Raw genomic sequence first — 17971 nt, 5'->3', positions numbered from 1 at the left:
AATGAACAGCGTGATATTTGTAGTACGTTTTGTCGTATTAGTATGGTTAGGCGTTACCTTCTCAACAAGTTATGCAGAACAATTACCTATTTTTAAAGATGGTAAAGACTATTTTTCCTATAAAAAGCCATTACAGGAAACTGTATCACCAGATAAAAAAGTAAAGATTAAATTCTTCTTTGCTTATGAATGTCGTATTTGTTTAATTGCCGCAGACAATTTAAGTTTATATAAACGATTAAATCCAAATGATGTGGAAATTGAATGGATCCCTGCTGCAACTGAAACAGGGCATTACTCAGCTTCTGTGTATTATGCATTAGAAAATATTGGTCGCCCTGATTTAGCAGATCTCTTTATTTTTGATACAGCAGAGTTGAAGTTTGATCAAAGTCGTAAAGCTCGTGGTGAATTTTTGCAGCAATGGTTAGAAAAAAAGAATGTGAATATTAATGCCTTTTCTGAATTATTAAATTCACCTGTAACAGAAGAAAAAGTTAAGAAAGCGATTCTTGCGACAAAACAATATGGTGTGTTTACCTTACCATTTGTCGCAGTAGGTGGACGATATGTATTAACAGAAAGCACGCTATATAATGACGATTATACTATCGCAGTATTAGACTCTTTAACGGCTAAACTTTTACGAGAACAACGAGGACAGAAATGAAAATCGGAATTGTTGGTGCAATGGCACAAGAAGTCGAGATTCTACAAAGCTTGATGCAAGATAAACAAGTGAAAAAACTAGCTACTTGTACAATTTATGAAGGCAAAATTGGTCAGCATGATATTGCTTTATTACAATCGGGGATTGGGAAAAGTGCTGCTGCAATGGGAACAACAGCATTAATTCTTACTTGCCAACCAGATTGCATTATCAATACGGGTTCTGCAGGTGGTTTAAATCCACAACTGAATATCGGCGATATTATTGTTTCTGATTATGTGAGTTATCACGATGCTGATGTGACTGCATTTGGTTATGCAAAGGGACAACTTCCTGCTTGCCCAGAAAAATTTAGTGCAGATAAAAACTTGATTAATACAGTGACAGAAGTTGTGCATGAGCAAGGTAAGAATGCCGTAGTGGGTTTAATTTGTTCAGGAGATCAATTCATTAATGGACAAGAAACCATAGCACGCATTCGTCAAGATTTCCCAGAAGTTGCTGCTGTTGAAATGGAAGCGGCTGCGATTGCTCATATTTGTTATGCGTTTCAGGTACCATTTGTGGTTATTCGTGCAATTTCAGACGTTGCCGATAAAGAATCACATATCTCCTTTGATGAGTTTTTACCGATAGCCGTCAAACAATCTTCACAAATTGTTTTAGCGACCTTAGAAAAATTGGTAAATTAGAGAGTATTCTCATACCAGTATTTGTGTTCACTAGTTTTTTGCTAGTGAACACAATATAGTGAAGAAAATTTACTATAAGGATACGCTTATGCAACTTTCGCCAGCACAACAACAACGCTTATTTGATTTATTACAAACGACAGAATACGCTGAACAATATTCCCTACCATTCGATTTTTCCACTCTACCAGATTCCTTAAAACAGATAGCCACCGCCATTTATTTTTCTGATTTTGTTGCTGATACCTTACAAAAATATCCTACTTTATTACAACAATGGTTAGAGAGTACTCCACAATTTACAGAGTGCGGTAATTATCAACAACGTTTAACGGAGAAACTTTCCTCGATAACGGATGAAAATGTGCTTTATCAAGTGTTGCGTCAATTTCGTCATCAGGAAATGGCTAAATTGAGCTTTTGTCAAAGTCTAAATTTGGCATCAGTTGAACAGATCTTCCGCCAACTTTCGGCATTAGCAGAGGCGATTATTGTGGTGACGAAAGATTGGTTATATCAAAAACTGTGTAGTGAATTAGGAACACCAACGAACGCAGAGGGTGAAGCTCAACAACTTATTATTTTGGGTATGGGAAAATTAGGCGGTAGAGAACTGAATTTCTCTTCTGATATTGATCTGATTTTTACCTATCCAGATCATGGCGAAACCGTAGGGGCAAGACGCAGTATTGATAACGGGCAATTTTTTGTACGTTTAGGACAACGTTTTATCAAAGCATTAGAACAACAAACCATAGATGGCTTTGTCTATCGAGTTGATATGCGTTTACGTCCATTCGGTGATGCGGGAGCATTGGCCTTAAGTTTTGCCTCAATGGAAGATTATTATCAAGAGCAAGGGCGTGATTGGGAACGCTATGCGATGATTAAAGCACGGATTATGGGAGAAGATAGCCAAGATATTAATCATCGTTACTTGAATCAGTTATTAAGACCTTTTGTTTATCGTCGCTATATTGATTTTAGTGCGATCCAATCATTGCGAGATATGAAGCAAAAAATTAATGCTGAAGTTCGTCGCCGTGGCTTAGTCGATAATATTAAATTAGGTGCGGGTGGAATTCGTGAAATTGAATTTATTGTACAAGTGTTCCAGCTTATTCGAGGTGGACGAGAAAAAAGTTTACAGCAACGAGAGTTGTTGTTGATTTTGCCTAAATTAGTTGAATTGGATCTATTAAAACAATTAGAAGCAACACATTTATCACAGGCTTACCTCTTTTTACGCCGAGTAGAAAATGTATTGCAAGCGATTAATGATCAACAAACCCAGTTATTGCCAACCAATGAGCAAGATCGACAACGATTAGTAGAGGCTTGTCGAGCCTTTACCTATTTTAATCAACAAGGGCAGTTGGTGACACTTGAATATCCAATTTATGATTGGCAAAGTTTCTATCAGGTACTTACTCAACATCAACAGAATGTTCGGGAAGTTTTTCATCATCTTATTGGTAGTGAAGATGAAAAAGATGAAGCGAGTAATAGTGAGTGGCAGGATTTTCTCGGAATTAGTTTTAACTATCAAGATGTGATGACGCTATTGCATAAATTAGCCATTACAGAAGCAGAACAGATTGCAGAAAATCTTTGGCAATTTAAACAGGAAATGCTACGCAAATCGATTGGTGTACGAGGACGGGATGTATTAGAACAATTATTGCCAACATTAATTGATGAAATGTTAGCAATGGAACAAGCAGCGGTATTAGTACCACGTATTCTAGAAATTATTGGATGTATTGCGACACGGACGACTTATTTGGAATTGCTGCGAGAAAATCCAAATTCACGCACATTATTGATGAAACTGTGTAGTGCATCTCCGTTTGTAGCTCGCCAAATTGCTGATTATCCGTTGTTATTGGACGAGTTGCTAAATCCAAATACCTTATTATCACCACCACCATTTAGTCAGTATCAAGCTGAATTAGAACATTACCTGTTGCGTGTACCACAAGAAGATGAAGAACAGATGATTGATGTACTACGCCAATTTAAATTAGCTACACAATTACGGGTTGCGGCGGCTGATATTTTAGGAGCCTTACCTGTGATGAAAGTAAGCGATCATCTGACTTATTTAGCGGAAGCAATTATCGCCAGTGTAGTGAATTTAGCGTGGCGACAAGTTACGCAACGCTTTGGTACACCCGATCATCTTCAAGCAGATGAAAAGCGTTTTTTGGTGGTTGGTTATGGCAAGTTAGGTGGGATTGAATTGGGGTATAAATCTGATCTTGATTTAGTATTTCTATATGATGCCCCAGCGAATGGGCAGACTGTGGGGGGCAAGCGTAGTATTGATAGTGGACAATTTTATTTACGTCTAGCCCAGAAAATTAATAGTATTTTTAACATTAATACTAATTCAGGGATCTTATATGAAGTCGATATGCGTTTGCGTCCTTCAGGTAGTGCGGGATTGTTGGTAAGTTCAGTGGAAGCCTTCAAAGATTATCAACAGCATGAAGCCTGGACATGGGAAAAGCAAGCGTTAGTACGAGCCAGACCAGTATATGGCGAAGCTGAAATGCAACAACGTTTTACACAGATTCGTCACGAAGTATTATCTGCACCGCAGGATAAAGATAAGCTAAAAGTTGAAGTGCGTGAAATGCGAGAAAAAATGTATGAACATTTATCGCATACCCCAACAGGTTATTTCGATATTAAGAAAGATCGTGGGGGAATTACGGATATTGAATTTATTGCGCAATATTTGATGTTAGCAAATGCAATGGATATTCCTGAGTTAACTACTTGGTCAGATAATGTGCGAATTTTTGAGGATATGGTGAAATATCAAGTTATTACTCCTGAAGTCGGTAAACGATTGACTGAGATCTATGTGGAATTACGTAATCATATTCATCATTTAAATTTAGCAGGAAAAAATTCAGTGGTTGAAGAGGCTGAATTTGTAGAGATGCGATCTTTTATTGGACAGATATGGCAACAGTTATTTAACTAATTTTGGATCTAGGTGTCGGATAGGGGATATCCGACACAGACAGATAAGAACAATATATTTGAAAGAGAGATAGATAAGCCAACTTTTAGGAAAAATCGCCAATTTTTTGCATTGTATGTTGTAAGAATGGTTTCACGGCATCGCTTAGTGGCTGTCCATCAGGCAATATCAAGCTTGGTGCAATATCAAATAGTGGAATTAAGACAAATTCACGATTTTTCATTTCGCAGTGAGGAATGGTTAAACGTTCTGATTGAATAATATCTTGATTAAATAGCAATATATCTAAATCTAAGGTGCGTTCACCCCAACGACGCAATCTTACGCGTCCTTGTTGTTGTTCAATAGCCTGTAATACATCTAATAATGCTAATGGCGTAAGCGTTGTGTGTAGTTGAGCAACGGCATTGACATAATCAGGTTGATCTTGTGGCCCTAATGGCCGACTCGCATAAAAGGGACTGACCGCAATTAATTGTAGATCGGGATGATGTTTTAATGTTTGTAAGGCAGTAATAAGTTGTTGAAGTGGTTGATTCAAATTACTGCCCAAGGCGATATAGACATTATTCATATCATTTACTATTTATTGGTAACAGCTGAAGTTTTTCTTTTTCGATTATGCGAACGATAACGACGGCGACGTTTTTTTTCTCTATCGTTCTCTGCATGGCGTTTTTGTTGGACTTGAATTAATTCGTTGCGTTGTGCAGTATTACTTTGTTGATATTCATACCACCAAGCAGCCAATTCAATGGTTTCCCCATGTTCAATTTCAGCACGCATTGCTAATAAATCATATGCTGCACGGAATTTTTGATGTTCTAGCGTTAATTGTGGACGTTTTCCTGTACGTTTAGTAAAGAGTAATTGTAATGACCAAATATCTCTGATTGTTGCAGTATGACGACGTAAAATTGCGACACGTTGGCAGATAAGATGAAGCAGATCATTACTTGCTAAAGAATAAGCATCAAAATTATTTAATCCCCCTTCATTTTTTAAAACTTCAATTCGTTCACGCAATGGATACCAAAAAAAAGCCGCAAAAATAAAAGCTGGATTAATCCGTAAATTATCGGCAATACGCTCGTCAGTAGAACGCAATGCTTTCAATAACATTTTTTCCGTAAAAGAGTCGCCTTGTTCGGTAAAAAATGGCGTGAGTACTGGGAAAAGTTGTTGAAATAATTGATATTTATAAAGGAGATGATAGGTTTTTTCACCTTGTCCAGTTTGTAATAATTTTAATGACTCATCGAATAGACGAGCTGCAGGAATGTTTTGTAATAACGGGGCTAACTCATAAATGGGTTGCTCACACTGTTTATCTAAGAACATATCCAATTTTGCCATAAAACGAATGGCTCGTAACATTCTTACAGGATCTTCTTGATAACGTTGTTTTGGATTACCAATGAGCATTAAACGCCCTGCACGCAGATCTTTGATCCCATTAAAGAAATCATATAGTTGATCTTTATGAGGATTGAAGTAAAAGGCATTAACTGTGAAATCTCGACGAGCGGCATCATCTTCTAATGTGCCGTACACATTGTCACGTAATAACATACCTTCTGCACTTTGTTTGGCAAATTTATCATTATTAATATCATCATGTGCAGCACGGAATGTAGCCACTTCAATAATATCTTTACCGAAAAGAATATGAGCAAGTCGGAAACGGCGACCTACTAAACGACATTGCCGTTGGAAAATTTTTTGTACTTGTTCTGGGCGAGCATTGGTTGCAATATCAAAATCTTTTGGGGTTTTATTTAATAAAATATCACGTAAACAACCACCAACAACATAAGCCTCAAAACCATTCTTTTGTAATTTTTCAACAACTTGGAGTGCTTGGCGACTAATAAGATGTGGATAAATACCGTAATCGGATGCTTTGAGAATATATGAATGCGTTACGGACTTACTTGGTCTGTGATGAGAATTTTTCTTGGGTTCTGTTGGTTTCTTCGCGGTACTAGTGGGGATTGTAGTTTCACTAGTAGGTTGAATGCTTTCCTCTTTCGTATTTTTTTTATGAAAGAGTTTCCGAATATAGTTAAAAATAGTTCACCTCAAAATATACTTCATTAACAATAACAATTTATGTTACTACAAATAAATAAACTCTCCCTAAGTCGTTTAGGGAGAGGTTGCTGTTCTGGTAAATATGTGATGGATAAATAGGCTTAACCACCAATTTGTTTTTCGCGAATTTCTGCGAGAGTTTTACAATCAATACAAAGATCCGCTGTTGGTCTTGCTTCTAAACGTTTAATCCCGATTTCAACACCGCAAGATTCGCAATAACCAAAGTCCTCAGATTCAATTTTCTTGATAGTACGCTCGATCTTCTTCAATAGTTTACGTTCACGATCACGATTTCGTAATTCTAAGCTAAATTCTTCTTCTTGAGTTGCACGATCAGATGGATCTGGGAAATTTGAAGCCTCGTCACGCATATGGGCAACAGTACGATCTGCTTCGCCAACAATTTGAGCATGCCATGCAGTTAAAATTTTTTTAAAATGAAGCAACTGAGCTTCATTCATATATTCTTCACCTTTTTTCTCTTGATAAGGTTCAACACCAGCAAGAGCTAAAATACTGAGTGATGATTTTGGCGTATTTGCTGTCATTTTTAATCTCTCCTAGACACCAAAATTGATAATACAAGCAATTGTCGGAACTCCAAAATGAGCAAACAATGCACCAATTATTAGGAGGTTTTTTTACTTAATTTCCGCCAATTTTTATACTGCTTGAAGGGGGTCTTCCAAAAAGCCGCATATAAATAGCAAAACTTATTGTTTTTAGCAAATAAATTTTTCTGGTTCGCTGATTATTTGAACAGAAAGATTATGTAAATTTAGAGTTTTTTGTAAATTTTGGAGAGAGTTCACATTTTTGCAGTGTGCATTTTGTACTGCTATAGAGACAACAATTAAAGTGTTGCTTTATGTAAAAAATAATAACCAAAATAATTCGTTAGCTAAAGTTAGCCAATATGGAGCGTATCTGTTTACTCTATTTTTTTAGTAGTTTGCTATTTTTATATTTACCAATGTTATGGATGACTTCTGCATATTTATGGGGAGGTTTAGGGGTTTTATTACTGTTTGGTGTAATCTTGTTTTTTTGGCGAAGAAGCAGAACTCTTGCACTATTATTATTAACCTTTAGTTTGGGTAGTTACTGGAATTTATTCCAAGTAAAAACCTTATTGCAGCAGCAACAACAGCTAGATTCTTTAATTGGCGTATTATCACAAGCTGAATTGCACATTGAAAAAGTCTTACACCAAGGCGACTACCAAACTGCAGTTGGCATATTAAATTCCCCATACGGACAAAAATCATACCGTGTTTATGTAAACTGGCAGCCTAATAAACAATTACAAGCAGGGCAAGTTTGGCAAGCACAGATAACATTAAAACAAATGGCTGCACGTTTAAATGATGGCGGTTTTCAACGGCAAAAGTGGCTTTATGCGAACCGAATTGTTGGAAATATAACGGTTAAACAGGCAATCTTAATTAATGATCAACCTTCTGTACGTGAACAACTTTTGCTCTTTGCAGAAACTAAAATATCCTCACAGTCTGCTAAGGGACTATTACTGGCATTAGGATTTGGTGAAAAATCACAACTTACCACAGCACAACTACAACTATTTCAACAAACAGGTACAGCACATCTGATTGCAATTTCGGGGTTGCATATTGGGTTAGTTATGTTGCTAGGTGTGATGATCGGGCGAGGAATGCAATATCTATTGCCTACACGCTGGATTACGCCTACTTTGCCGCTGTTAGGTGGGCTTGTGTTAGCCACGATTTATAGTTATTTAGCCGATTTTTCAATTCCAACTATTCGTGCGTTATTAGCACTTTCTCTGTTATTGTTGTTACGTTTGCAACGTAGTTATTTAAATTGGTGGCAGATCTATTTACGTTGTATTGCGTTATTTGTGTTATTTGATCCATTAATTTTATTGAGCGATAGTTTTTGGCTGTCGGCTTTAGCTGTTTTATGTTTATTGCTTTGGCAGACTTTATTACCTTTATCTGCATGGCAATGGCGAGGACAGGCACTTTCTCAGTTGGGTAAATTACGCTATTACATTATTGCTTTAATACATTTACAAGTTGGCTTGATGTTACTATTTACTTCTGTTGTGTTGTTTTTCTTTTCAGGGATTAATCTACAAAATCTGTTGATTAATTTATGGATTGTCCCCTTATTTAGTTTTGTCCTGATCCCTTGTATTTTAACGTCAATTTTAACCTTTGATCTCTTTAATAGTTGGCAATGGTGTATAACTGTTGCCGAATTTAGTATTAAAGCATTAACTTTTTGGCAAAGCACTTGGCGAGATTTATCATTAATTGAAGTACGTTGGGTGAGTATAGGGTGTGTATTATTTTGTGTATTGATTGCTAGTTATCTCTATTTCTATCGTCAAACACCAGTAGTTCAATCTAATTTAATTACTCAATTACCCCCTAAAAAATTGCAACTTAACGCAGAGTTACTTACATCACACCATCACTTAGCTCGTCTGTTATGCTTTTTCATATTGATGCTATGTGGACAACTTACATTGCTTGGCTACACCTATTATCAACAGTGGCAAACAAAATGGTCATTGGAAATGTTAGATGTTGGTCAAGGATTAGCGATCTTAATTCGTCAAGGTAATTATGGAATATTGTATGATACTGGTGCGAGTTGGGACGGTGGTAGTATGGCAGAGTTAGAAATAATGCCTTATTTGCGCCGACAAGGTATTCATCTAGAAAAAATAATGTTAAGCCATGATGATAATGATCATAGTGGTGGTGCAAACAAATTATTCCAACATTATCCGCAAGCAACGCTATTCACTCCTTCGCAGGTCAGTTATGCCGATAAAAAACCGTTACCTTGTAAACAAGGACAATCTTTTCAGTGGCGAGCATTACGATTTACCATGTTAGCTCCATTAACTATTGTTCCCACTGCACGCAATCAACATTCTTGTGTTGTATTGATTGATGATGGTACTTATCGTGTATTGCTCACAGGGGATTTAGATCGACGTAGTGAATTATATTATTTAGCCTCATTTCCGCCAGTGGATATTTTACAAGTTGCCCATCATGGCAGTAAAACCTCAACTAGCCAGCGTTTTTTGCAACAGATCCAACCTAAAATAGCATTAATTTCATCTAGCTTAACAAATCGTTGGCGCTTTCCTCATCAGGAGGTCTTAGAGCGTTTACAGCGACAGCAAGTCAAAATATTGAATACTGGTTGGGACGGACAGATTTCAGTACGCATTACTCGAAATAACCAATTAGAAGTGATTCGACAACGTAATTCAGCTAAAGCATGGTTTACGGATTTACCTAATTTACAGCGACCACTGCTTGAGTTGGAGAAATAGCAGAATAAAGGTAGAATAGCGCCTTAATGCTATTTTTAAAGTGAATAAATTGTCTGTATGAATGATCAAGACTTTTCTACTAAAGAAACTTTTAAACGTTTATGGCCAATGATTTGGCAATATAAATCTGGAATTTTAATTGCGATTGTCGCCTTAGTTTTTAATGCTTTAACAGAGGCTGGTTTGCTTTATTTATTAAAGCCATTACTTGATGAGGGGTTTGGTAAAGCAGATCTTTCCTTTTTAAAATGGCTACCCTTTATTGTGATTGGTCTTATTATTTTGCGTGGATTAACCAGTTTTGTTTCTGATTATAGTTTGTCTTGGGTATCGGGAAATGTCGTGATGGTGATGCGGAGAATGTTATTTAAACATTTAATGTATATGCCAGTGAGCTATTTTGATCATCAAGCAGCAGGTAAATTGCTTTCTCGAATTACCTACGATTCTGAGCAAGTGGCAAACTCTTCTTCAAATGCACTAATTACTATTGTCAAAGAAACCGCAACGGTGATTTCGTTGTTAGCCTTGATGTTATATACCAGCTGGCAGCTTTCATTAGTGTTATTTGTTGTTGGACCTATTATTGCTGCTTTAATTAGTGTGGTATCAAAACATTTCCGCCGTTTAAGTAAAAATATGCAAAACTCAATGGGGGAATTGACGGCAAGTGCAGAGCAGATGTTAAAAGGGCATCGTGTTGTGTTATCTTTTGGTGGACAAAAAATTGAAGAAGAGCGTTTTGATGTTGTCAGTGATGATATGCGACGCAAGAGCCTGAAAATGATGGCGATGAGTGCAATTTCGGATCCTATTGTGCAAATTATTGCCTCGTTTGCATTGGCAGTCGTATTGTATTTAGCGACGGTACCAACCATGATGGGTGGGCAACTGACCGCAGGTGATTTTACCTTAGTTTTTTCCTCAATGTTTGCGTTATTGCGTCCATTAAAATCATTAACGAATGTTAATGCACAATTCCAACGTGGTATGGCTGCTTGTCAAACACTGTTTGCTATTTTAGATCTAAAAACGGAAGAAGATCAGGGACGCTATATTACCGAACAAGTCAAAGGTGAAGTACGTTTTAATGATGTGAGCTTTTATTATGATGGTAAGGATGAACCAGCGTTATCGCATATTTCTTTCTCAATTCCTGCAGGGAAAACCGTTGCTTTAGTGGGGCGATCTGGATCAGGAAAATCGACAATCGCGAATTTAATAACGCGTTTTTATGATATTCAACAAGGTGAAATCTATCTAGATGAACGAAATATCAAGGATTATACCTTAGCGAATTTACGTCAACATTGTGCAGTGGTATCACAACAAGTACACCTATTTAATGATACAGTTGCCAATAATATTGCTTATGCAGCGACTGATAAATATAGCCGTGAAGAGATTATTGCAGCGGCAAAAGCAGCTCATGCAATGGAATTTATTGAAAAAATGGAACATGGTTTGGACACGATGATCGGCGAGAATGGTGTATCGCTATCGGGTGGACAACGGCAGCGTTTAGCGATTGCACGCGCATTGTTGCGTAATGCCTCAGTACTTATTTTAGACGAAGCAACATCAGCATTAGATATGGAATCTGAAAGAGCGATTCAACGTGCATTAGAAGAATTACAACAACACAAAACCTTGCTGGTGATTGCACACCGTTTATCTACGATTGAGCGTGCCGATGAAATTTTGGTCATTGATCAGGGACAAATTGTTGAGCGTGGTACACATCAACAACTATTGCAGCAAGGGCAAGTTTACGCACAACTGCATAAAATGCAGTTTGATGGCTAAACAAGGGGCGATATGAAATTTTGGTATCAACAATCGTGGTTACAGTGGCTATTATTGCCATTTGCTTGGTTATTCCAATTCATCACTTTTTTACGTAGAAAAGCCTATCAAACAGGGATATTTTCCAGTTGGAAAGCGCCTTGTCCCGTGGTTGTGGTAGGTAATTTGTCTGTGGGTGGTAATGGGAAAACACCGCTAGTCGTTTGTTTAGTTGAACAATTACAAGCAAGAGGTATTCGAGTAGGGGTAATTTCTCGCGGTTATGGTGGTGAAAGCAATGATTATCCATTTTTAGTTTGTGCAAGTTCTGATCCTCGCAAAACAGGTGACGAGCCTGTCTTGATTGCAAAACGAACTGCTGTACCTGTCGCTATTTCACCGAATCGTCGGGAAAGTATTGAACTACTTTATAAGGCGTATCATCCACAAATTATTATTAGTGATGATGGGCTACAACATTATAAATTACAGCGAGATGTTGAGTTGGTGGTAGTTGATGGTGAACGTCGTTTTGGCAATGGACATTTATTACCAGCAGGACCATTGCGTGAATTACCACAACAACGTTTAGCAACGGTAGATGCGATAATTTGTAATGGTGGTATGGCACAATCTGATGAAATTGCAATGCAGCTCACGGCTAAAGTGGCAGTGAATTTATGTACTGGTGAGCAACGGTCGTTAACGGAATTTTCTCAAGTGAATGCGGTTGCAGGGATCGGACATCCACCACGTTTTTTTGCGACATTGCAACAACAGGGTTTAACTGTACTTGAACAACAATCTTTTGCGGATCACTACGCCTTTCAAGCGGCAGATTTAGCGAAAATTGATCATAAAGATACGCCACTGTTTATGACAGAAAAAGATGCGGTGAAGTGTACTGCTTTTGCTCAAGAAAATTGGTGGTATGTGCCTGTTACAGCAGAAATTGACCACAATGAATTAACCTCTTTAATTGAAAAAATCATAGCTAAAGTAGGTATAGTAACCTACAAGGAGTCTTGATGAAATCTTCTGTTATTACAATGTTGGCTTGTCCACATTGTCATCAAGCGTTACGTTTCGATGCAGAACAACAACGCTTTATTTGCCAAAATGAACAATTAGCTTATCCAATGGTGAAGGGGATTCCAGCATTATTACCAGAAAATGCGATTTCCTTAACTCCTACGGAGCAAAATCTCAATAATCACAAGGTTGAAGGAGTATAAAATGAGTTTTACTGTTATTATTCCTGCTCGCTATGCTTCTAGTCGTTTGCCAGCTAAACCATTAGCGGATATTGCGGGTAAACCGATGATTCAACATGTATGGGAAAAAGCACAATTATCAGGGGCGACACGCGTTATTGTTGCCACTGATCATCCTCAAATCGTTGATGTTGTTCGTAATTTTGGTGGTGAAGTTTGTTTAACCTCAGAAGCCCACTCATCTGGTACAGAGCGTCTTGCTGAAGTCGTGAGTCAAATGGAATTGCCTGATGATGAAATTATTGTGAATATTCAAGGTGATGAACCATTAATTCCGCCTGTGATTGTGCAGCAAGTTGCTGAGAACTTACAAAAATATCAGGTCAATCTGGCAACTTTATCGGTAAGTATTGATGATCCACAAGAATTATTTAATCCTAATGTGGTGAAAGTGTTAACGGATAAAAACGGCTATGTCTTGTATTTTTCAAGAGCCGTGATTCCTTGGCAACGTGATCAATTCACTACGGTTTACCAACAGCCATCACAAATTCCAACTTTATCTATCGAAGACCAAGATTATCAACGTCATATTGGTATTTATGCCTATAAAGCAGGCTTTATTCGTCAATATGTGGCGTGGCAACCAACGAAGTTAGAAAAATGTGAGTCGTTAGAGCAGTTGCGTGTGCTATGGAATGGCGAGCGTATTCATTGTGAACAAGCAAAAGAAGTGCCTGCGGTTGGTGTGGATACAATGGAAGATTTAATTAAAGTTCGTGAGTTACTAGCACGTTAATCTTATGTTTGATGCAAAAGTTTTTCTGCGAGATGCACCGGAGCAGCCTGGTGTTTATCGGATGTATGACCGTAATAATACGGTCATTTATGTTGGTAAAGCGAAAAATCTGAAAAAACGTCTTTCCAGTTATTTTCGTAAACAAGTTAGTAGTAAAAAAACAGAAGCATTGGTTGCCTCAATCGATCATATTGATACAACAATTACCCATTCAGAAACCGAAGCGTTATTACTAGAGCATAATTTTATCAAGCAGTACCAACCTCGTTATAACGTGTTGTTGCGTGATGATAAATCTTATCCATTTATTTTATTAACTAATGAGCGACATCCTCGAATTACCTCCTATCGTGGGGCGAAAAAAATTGCAGGTGAATATTTCGGTCCTTATCCACACTCTTCTGCTGTGCGTGAAACCTTGTCATTGATGCAAAAATTATTTCCTATTCGTCAGTGTGAAAATAGCGTGTATAACAATCGTTCTCGTCCGTGCCTGCAATATCAGATTAAACGTTGTTTAGCGCCTTGTGTTGCTGGGTATGTGAGTGATGAAGAGTATCAGCAACAAGTAGAGTTAGCTCGCCTGTTTTTACAAGGTAAAGATCAACAGGTTGTTACACATCTGATTAAAAAAATGGAACAAGCTAGCCAACAATTAGCCTTTGAAACTGCAGCTCGTTTTCGTGATCAAATTCAAGCAGTACGCTCGGTAATGGAAAAACAATTTGTCAGCAATGATCGTCTAGATGATATTGATATTATTGCGATTGCATACAAATCAGGATTAGCTTGTGTACAGGTATTATTTATTCGTCATGGCAAAATTTTAGGAAATCGTAGCTATTTTCCCAAAATTCCAGCTAATACCAGTTTGACGGAGGTGATTGAAACCTTTTTAGGACAATTTTATTTACAGGCACATCAAGGGCGCAGTATTCCAGATAGCATAGTCTTGGATCATACCTTAGCAGAAAAAACAATGTTGGAAACCTTACTAAGTGAGCAAGCGGGGCGACAAATTCAGATCCAAGATAAAGTAAAAGGAGAAAAAAATCGTTATCTACAATTAGCACAAACCAATGCTAAAGTCGCATTGACTACCCAATTACAGCAACAAGGACGAATCGAAGAGCGTTATCAGGCGTTACAAACTTTATTAGGAATAGATAATATTCAACGTATGGAATGTTTCGATATTAGTCATACGATGGGGGAAAACACAGTGGCTTCTTGTGTAGTATTTGGGGAGGCTGGCCCATTAAAAGCAGAGTATCGCCGTTTTAATATTGAAGGCACGCATGGTGACGATTATGCTGCAATGGAGCAGGCCTTGCAAAAACGTTATGACAAAGATCTCACTGCCGACAAAATCCCAGATATTATTTTTATTGATGGTGGTAAAGGACAGTTGAATCGTGCATTAGCCGTCTTTGACAATCTCAAGGTAAATTGGGATAAGCGTAAACCTAAATTAATTGGCGTAGCGAAAGGTGTTGATCGCAAAGCGGGCTTAGAAACGTTGTTAATTGGGCGTTCTGATCGAGAGATTCATTTAGCACCAGATGATTTAGCCTTACATTTGATTCAACATATTCGCGATGAATCACATAATCATGCAATTTCAGGGCACCGTAAAAAACGACAAAAGGCTTTTATGCAAAGTGGGTTAGAGAGTATTCCTGGTGTAGGTGCCAAACGTCGACAAGCATTATTAAAATACTTAGGTGGTTTACAAGGTGTGAAAGCGGCTTCAGTGGAAGAAATTGCTTCAGTGCCAGGAATTTCTCGTGCATTGGCAGAAAAAATCTTTGAAATTCTAAAACATTGATTTTGTTTATAGGCAAAGTACGCCTTATGTTTTACAATAGTATTGCGTAGTGTTAAATGATCTGGTGATCAAGATGAAGTTAAATATTCCAACCTTTTTGACCTTTTTCCGTGTGGTACTCATTCCATTCTTTATTCTCTTGTTTTATCTTCCATTTAGCTGGGCACCGTTATGGACAGCCATTATTTTTACAGTGGCGGCCGTAACAGATTGGCTAGACGGGTATTTGGCGAGAAGATGGAAACAAACAACAAGGTTTGGTGCATTTCTTGATCCTGTTGCCGATAAAGTAATGGTCGCAGCAGCGTTAGTGTTAGTGGTGCAACATTATCACGTTTTCTGGATCACCATTCCTGCAATCGTAATGATTTCTCGAGAAATTATTATTTCAGCCTTGCGTGAATGGATGGCGGAGTTAGGTGATCGTAATAAAGTGGCCGTTTCTTGGTTAGGAAAAGTAAAAACAACTTCACAAATGATCGCATTAATTGGTTTATTGTGGCGTTATAGCCCAACAATGGAAATTATTGCGATTATAGCGCTTTATATTGCTGTTATTTTGACGGTTTGGTCAATGTGGCAATATTTAACTCTGGCGAAAGAGAGTTTATTAAGAGAAGACGAGTAATTAAATTTATATTGGTGAAATCGCCCTCAAATTGAGGGCGATTTTTTTTGCATAGATTTGCGATTGTAGAAACAGGTGTTTTTGCATACAATAGCAAGCCGTTTTTAGCGACAGGATAAGAATTGTGGCAAAAATTAAATTAATTGTGGGTTTGGGAAATCCAGGCAACAAATATAGCGATACTCGTCATAATGCTGGTGAATGGTTAATAGAACGACTTGCACGCCGTTTTAATGTGAATTTAAAAGAAGAAAATAAATTCTTCGGAAAAACGGCAATGGTTACTATTGCAGGGCAAGATGTGCGTTTATTAGTCCCAACAACATTTATGAATTTAAGTGGAAAATCAGTAGGGGCATTAGCAACTTTTTATCGTATTTTGCCAGAAGAAATTTTGGTTATTCATGATGAATTAGATTTACCACCAGGCAGTGCCAAATTAAAACTTGGTGGTGGACATGGTGGACACAACGGACTAAAAGATATTATTGCACAGTTAGCAAATAGTAAAAATTTTTACCGTTTACGTCTAGGAATTGGTCATCCTGGTGATAAAAATTTAGTGGCAGGTTATGTATTAAGCAAAGCCTCGCCACAAGATCAACAGTTAATTGATCAAGCGTTAGACGAAGCAGAACGTTGTGTTGAAATTTTGATTAAAGAAGGAATCGATAAAGCGATGAATCGCTTAAATGGATTCCATGCAGCATAAAAAGGACAAATTATGGGGTTTAAATGTGGTATTGTCGGTTTACCAAATGTCGGTAAATCAACGTTATTCAATGCGTTAACCAAAGCAGGAATTGAGGCAGCAAATTATCCGTTTTGTACAATCGAGCCAAATACAGGGGTTGTACCGATGCCTGATAATCGTTTAGATGAATTGGCAAAAATTGTGAATCCACAACGTGTGTTACCAACCACGATGGAGTTTGTAGATATTGCTGGTTTGGTTAAAGGTGCGTCAAATGGGGAAGGACTCGGTAATAAATTCTTAGCTAATATTCGGGAAACAGATGCGATCGGTCATGTAGTTCGTTGCTTTGAAAATGACGATATTGTGCATGTTGCAGGGAAAATTGATCCAGCTGATGATATTGAAGTGATTAATACAGAGTTAGCGTTAGCCGATTTAGAGAGTTGTGAAAAAGCGATTCAACGTTTACAAAAACGTGCTAAAGGTGGCGACAAAGAGGCAAAATTTGAATTATCCATTATGGAAAAATGTTTGCCTGTGCTCGAAAATGCAGGAATGATTCGTTCGATTGGCTTAGATAAAGAAGAATTACAGGCGATTAAAAGCTATAACTTCTTAACGTTAAAACCAACAATGTATATTGCCAACGTGAATGAAGATGGATTTGAAAATAATCCATATCTTGATAGAGTGCGTGAAATCGCAGAGAAAGAAGGGGCTGTGGTTGTTCCTGTTTGTGCAGCGATTGAGGCTGAAATTGCAGAACTGGAAGATGAAGAAAAAATGGAGTTCTTGCAAGAACTTGGGCTAGAAGAGCCAGGCTTAAATCGTGTGATTCGTGCCGGTTATAAGTTATTAAATTTACAAACTTATTTCACTGCGGGTGTGAAAGAAGTGCGTGCTTGGACGATTCCAGTTGGAGCAACTGCACCAAAAGCAGCCTCAGTAATCCATACTGATTTTGAAAAAGGATTTATCCGTGCGGAAGTGATTAGTTATGCAGACTTTGTTGAGTTTGGTGGTGAAAATGGTGCAAAAGAAGCGGGTAAATGGCGTTTAGAAGGGAAAGAATATATTGTGCAAGATGGTGATGTAATGCACTTTAGATTTAATGTCTAACCTTGTAATAATAGTGATGAAAAAAAGGAGAGGCAAAGTGATCTGCACCCCTAAAGTTGGACTTATTATCCAACAGACAGAGGTGCAGATTTTTTATGACCAAATATAAC

The 17971-nt window shown here is 37.7% G+C and carries 15 protein-coding genes; 12 read left to right on the top strand and 3 right to left on the bottom strand.

Annotation, left to right across the window (positions count from 1 at the left end; all coding sequences use genetic code 11):
- Window position 1 precedes the first annotated feature (1 nt).
- From ACFFHT_RS02170 to glnE, 3 genes are all read left to right on the top strand, one after another.
- The gene (locus ACFFHT_RS02170) at window positions 2–670 is read left to right on the top strand and encodes a thioredoxin domain-containing protein (RefSeq protein WP_382373033.1); all 669 of its coding nucleotides are present in this window, start codon (window positions 2–4) and stop codon (window positions 668–670) included.
- A complete protein-coding gene (locus tag ACFFHT_RS02165; RefSeq protein ID WP_382373031.1) occupies window positions 667–1362 on the top strand; it encodes a 5'-methylthioadenosine/adenosylhomocysteine nucleosidase in 696 nt (231 codons plus the stop codon). Before ACFFHT_RS02170 ends, ACFFHT_RS02165 begins: the two co-directional genes overlap by 4 nt.
- Before the next feature lie 88 nt (window positions 1363–1450).
- The gene (glnE, locus tag ACFFHT_RS02160; RefSeq protein WP_382373029.1) at window positions 1451–4357 is read left to right on the top strand and encodes a bifunctional [glutamate--ammonia ligase]-adenylyl-L-tyrosine phosphorylase/[glutamate--ammonia-ligase] adenylyltransferase; all 2907 of its coding nucleotides are present in this window, start codon (window positions 1451–1453) and stop codon (window positions 4355–4357) included.
- Between the two features lie 85 nt (window positions 4358–4442).
- Here glnE and folK read toward each other — a convergent pair whose 3' ends face one another.
- From folK to dksA, 3 genes are all read right to left on the bottom strand, one after another.
- Window positions 4443–4931, bottom strand: a complete 489-nt coding sequence (gene folK, locus ACFFHT_RS02155; RefSeq protein WP_382373027.1) for a 2-amino-4-hydroxy-6-hydroxymethyldihydropteridine diphosphokinase — start codon at window positions 4929–4931, stop codon at window positions 4443–4445.
- An 8-nt stretch (window positions 4932–4939) separates the two neighbouring features.
- Window positions 4940–6268, bottom strand: coding sequence for a polynucleotide adenylyltransferase PcnB (gene pcnB, locus ACFFHT_RS02150; RefSeq protein WP_446685284.1), 1329 nt, complete (start codon window positions 6266–6268; stop codon window positions 4940–4942).
- A 284-nt stretch (window positions 6269–6552) separates the two neighbouring features.
- Complete coding sequence (gene dksA / locus ACFFHT_RS02145; RefSeq protein ID WP_066109108.1) at window positions 6553–7002, bottom strand: RNA polymerase-binding protein DksA; 450 nt, start codon at window positions 7000–7002, stop codon at window positions 6553–6555.
- A 368-nt stretch (window positions 7003–7370) separates the two neighbouring features.
- On the opposite strand from dksA, the gene ACFFHT_RS02140 reads away from it, so the two are divergent.
- From ACFFHT_RS02140 to ychF, 9 genes are all read left to right on the top strand, one after another.
- Window positions 7371–9791, top strand: a complete 2421-nt coding sequence (locus ACFFHT_RS02140) for a DNA internalization-related competence protein ComEC/Rec2 (RefSeq protein WP_382373024.1) — start codon at window positions 7371–7373, stop codon at window positions 9789–9791.
- A 57-nt stretch (window positions 9792–9848) separates the two neighbouring features.
- Window positions 9849–11597, top strand: a complete 1749-nt coding sequence (msbA, locus tag ACFFHT_RS02135) for a lipid A ABC transporter ATP-binding protein/permease MsbA (RefSeq protein ID WP_382373022.1) — start codon at window positions 9849–9851, stop codon at window positions 11595–11597.
- Window positions 11598–11609: 12 nt separating this feature from the next.
- Window positions 11610–12605 carry a tetraacyldisaccharide 4'-kinase gene (gene lpxK, locus ACFFHT_RS02130; protein ID WP_382373020.1) on the top strand — a complete coding sequence of 332 codons (996 nt, stop codon included), beginning with the start codon at window positions 11610–11612 and terminating at the stop codon, window positions 12603–12605.
- The gene (locus tag ACFFHT_RS02125) at window positions 12605–12811 is read left to right on the top strand and encodes a Trm112 family protein (protein ID WP_382373018.1); all 207 of its coding nucleotides are present in this window, start codon (window positions 12605–12607) and stop codon (window positions 12809–12811) included. The genes lpxK and ACFFHT_RS02125 overlap by 1 nt, the downstream gene beginning before the upstream one ends.
- Before the next feature lies 1 nt (window position 12812).
- Complete coding sequence (gene kdsB / locus ACFFHT_RS02120) at window positions 12813–13589, top strand: 3-deoxy-manno-octulosonate cytidylyltransferase (protein ID WP_382373016.1); 777 nt, start codon at window positions 12813–12815, stop codon at window positions 13587–13589.
- Between the two features lie 4 nt (window positions 13590–13593).
- Window positions 13594–15417, top strand: a complete 1824-nt coding sequence (gene uvrC / locus ACFFHT_RS02115) for an excinuclease ABC subunit UvrC (protein ID WP_382373014.1) — start codon at window positions 13594–13596, stop codon at window positions 15415–15417.
- Between the two features lie 73 nt (window positions 15418–15490).
- Window positions 15491–16045, top strand: a complete 555-nt coding sequence (gene pgsA / locus ACFFHT_RS02110; RefSeq protein ID WP_382373012.1) for a CDP-diacylglycerol--glycerol-3-phosphate 3-phosphatidyltransferase — start codon at window positions 15491–15493, stop codon at window positions 16043–16045.
- Window positions 16046–16169: 124 nt separating this feature from the next.
- Window positions 16170–16757 (top strand): aminoacyl-tRNA hydrolase, encoded by a 588-nt coding sequence (gene pth, locus ACFFHT_RS02105; RefSeq protein WP_382373010.1) that lies wholly within the window; start codon window positions 16170–16172, stop codon window positions 16755–16757.
- A 12-nt stretch (window positions 16758–16769) separates the two neighbouring features.
- The gene (gene ychF, locus ACFFHT_RS02100) at window positions 16770–17861 is read left to right on the top strand and encodes a redox-regulated ATPase YchF (RefSeq protein WP_382373008.1); all 1092 of its coding nucleotides are present in this window, start codon (window positions 16770–16772) and stop codon (window positions 17859–17861) included.
- The last annotated feature ends 110 nt before the right edge of the window (window positions 17862–17971 follow it).

It is taken from the genome of Gallibacterium melopsittaci, from assembly GCF_042433085.1.
Taxonomy (GTDB): Bacteria; Pseudomonadota; Gammaproteobacteria; order Enterobacterales; family Pasteurellaceae; genus Gallibacterium; species Gallibacterium melopsittaci.
This window is presented reverse-complemented; position numbering and strand designations above follow the sequence as displayed.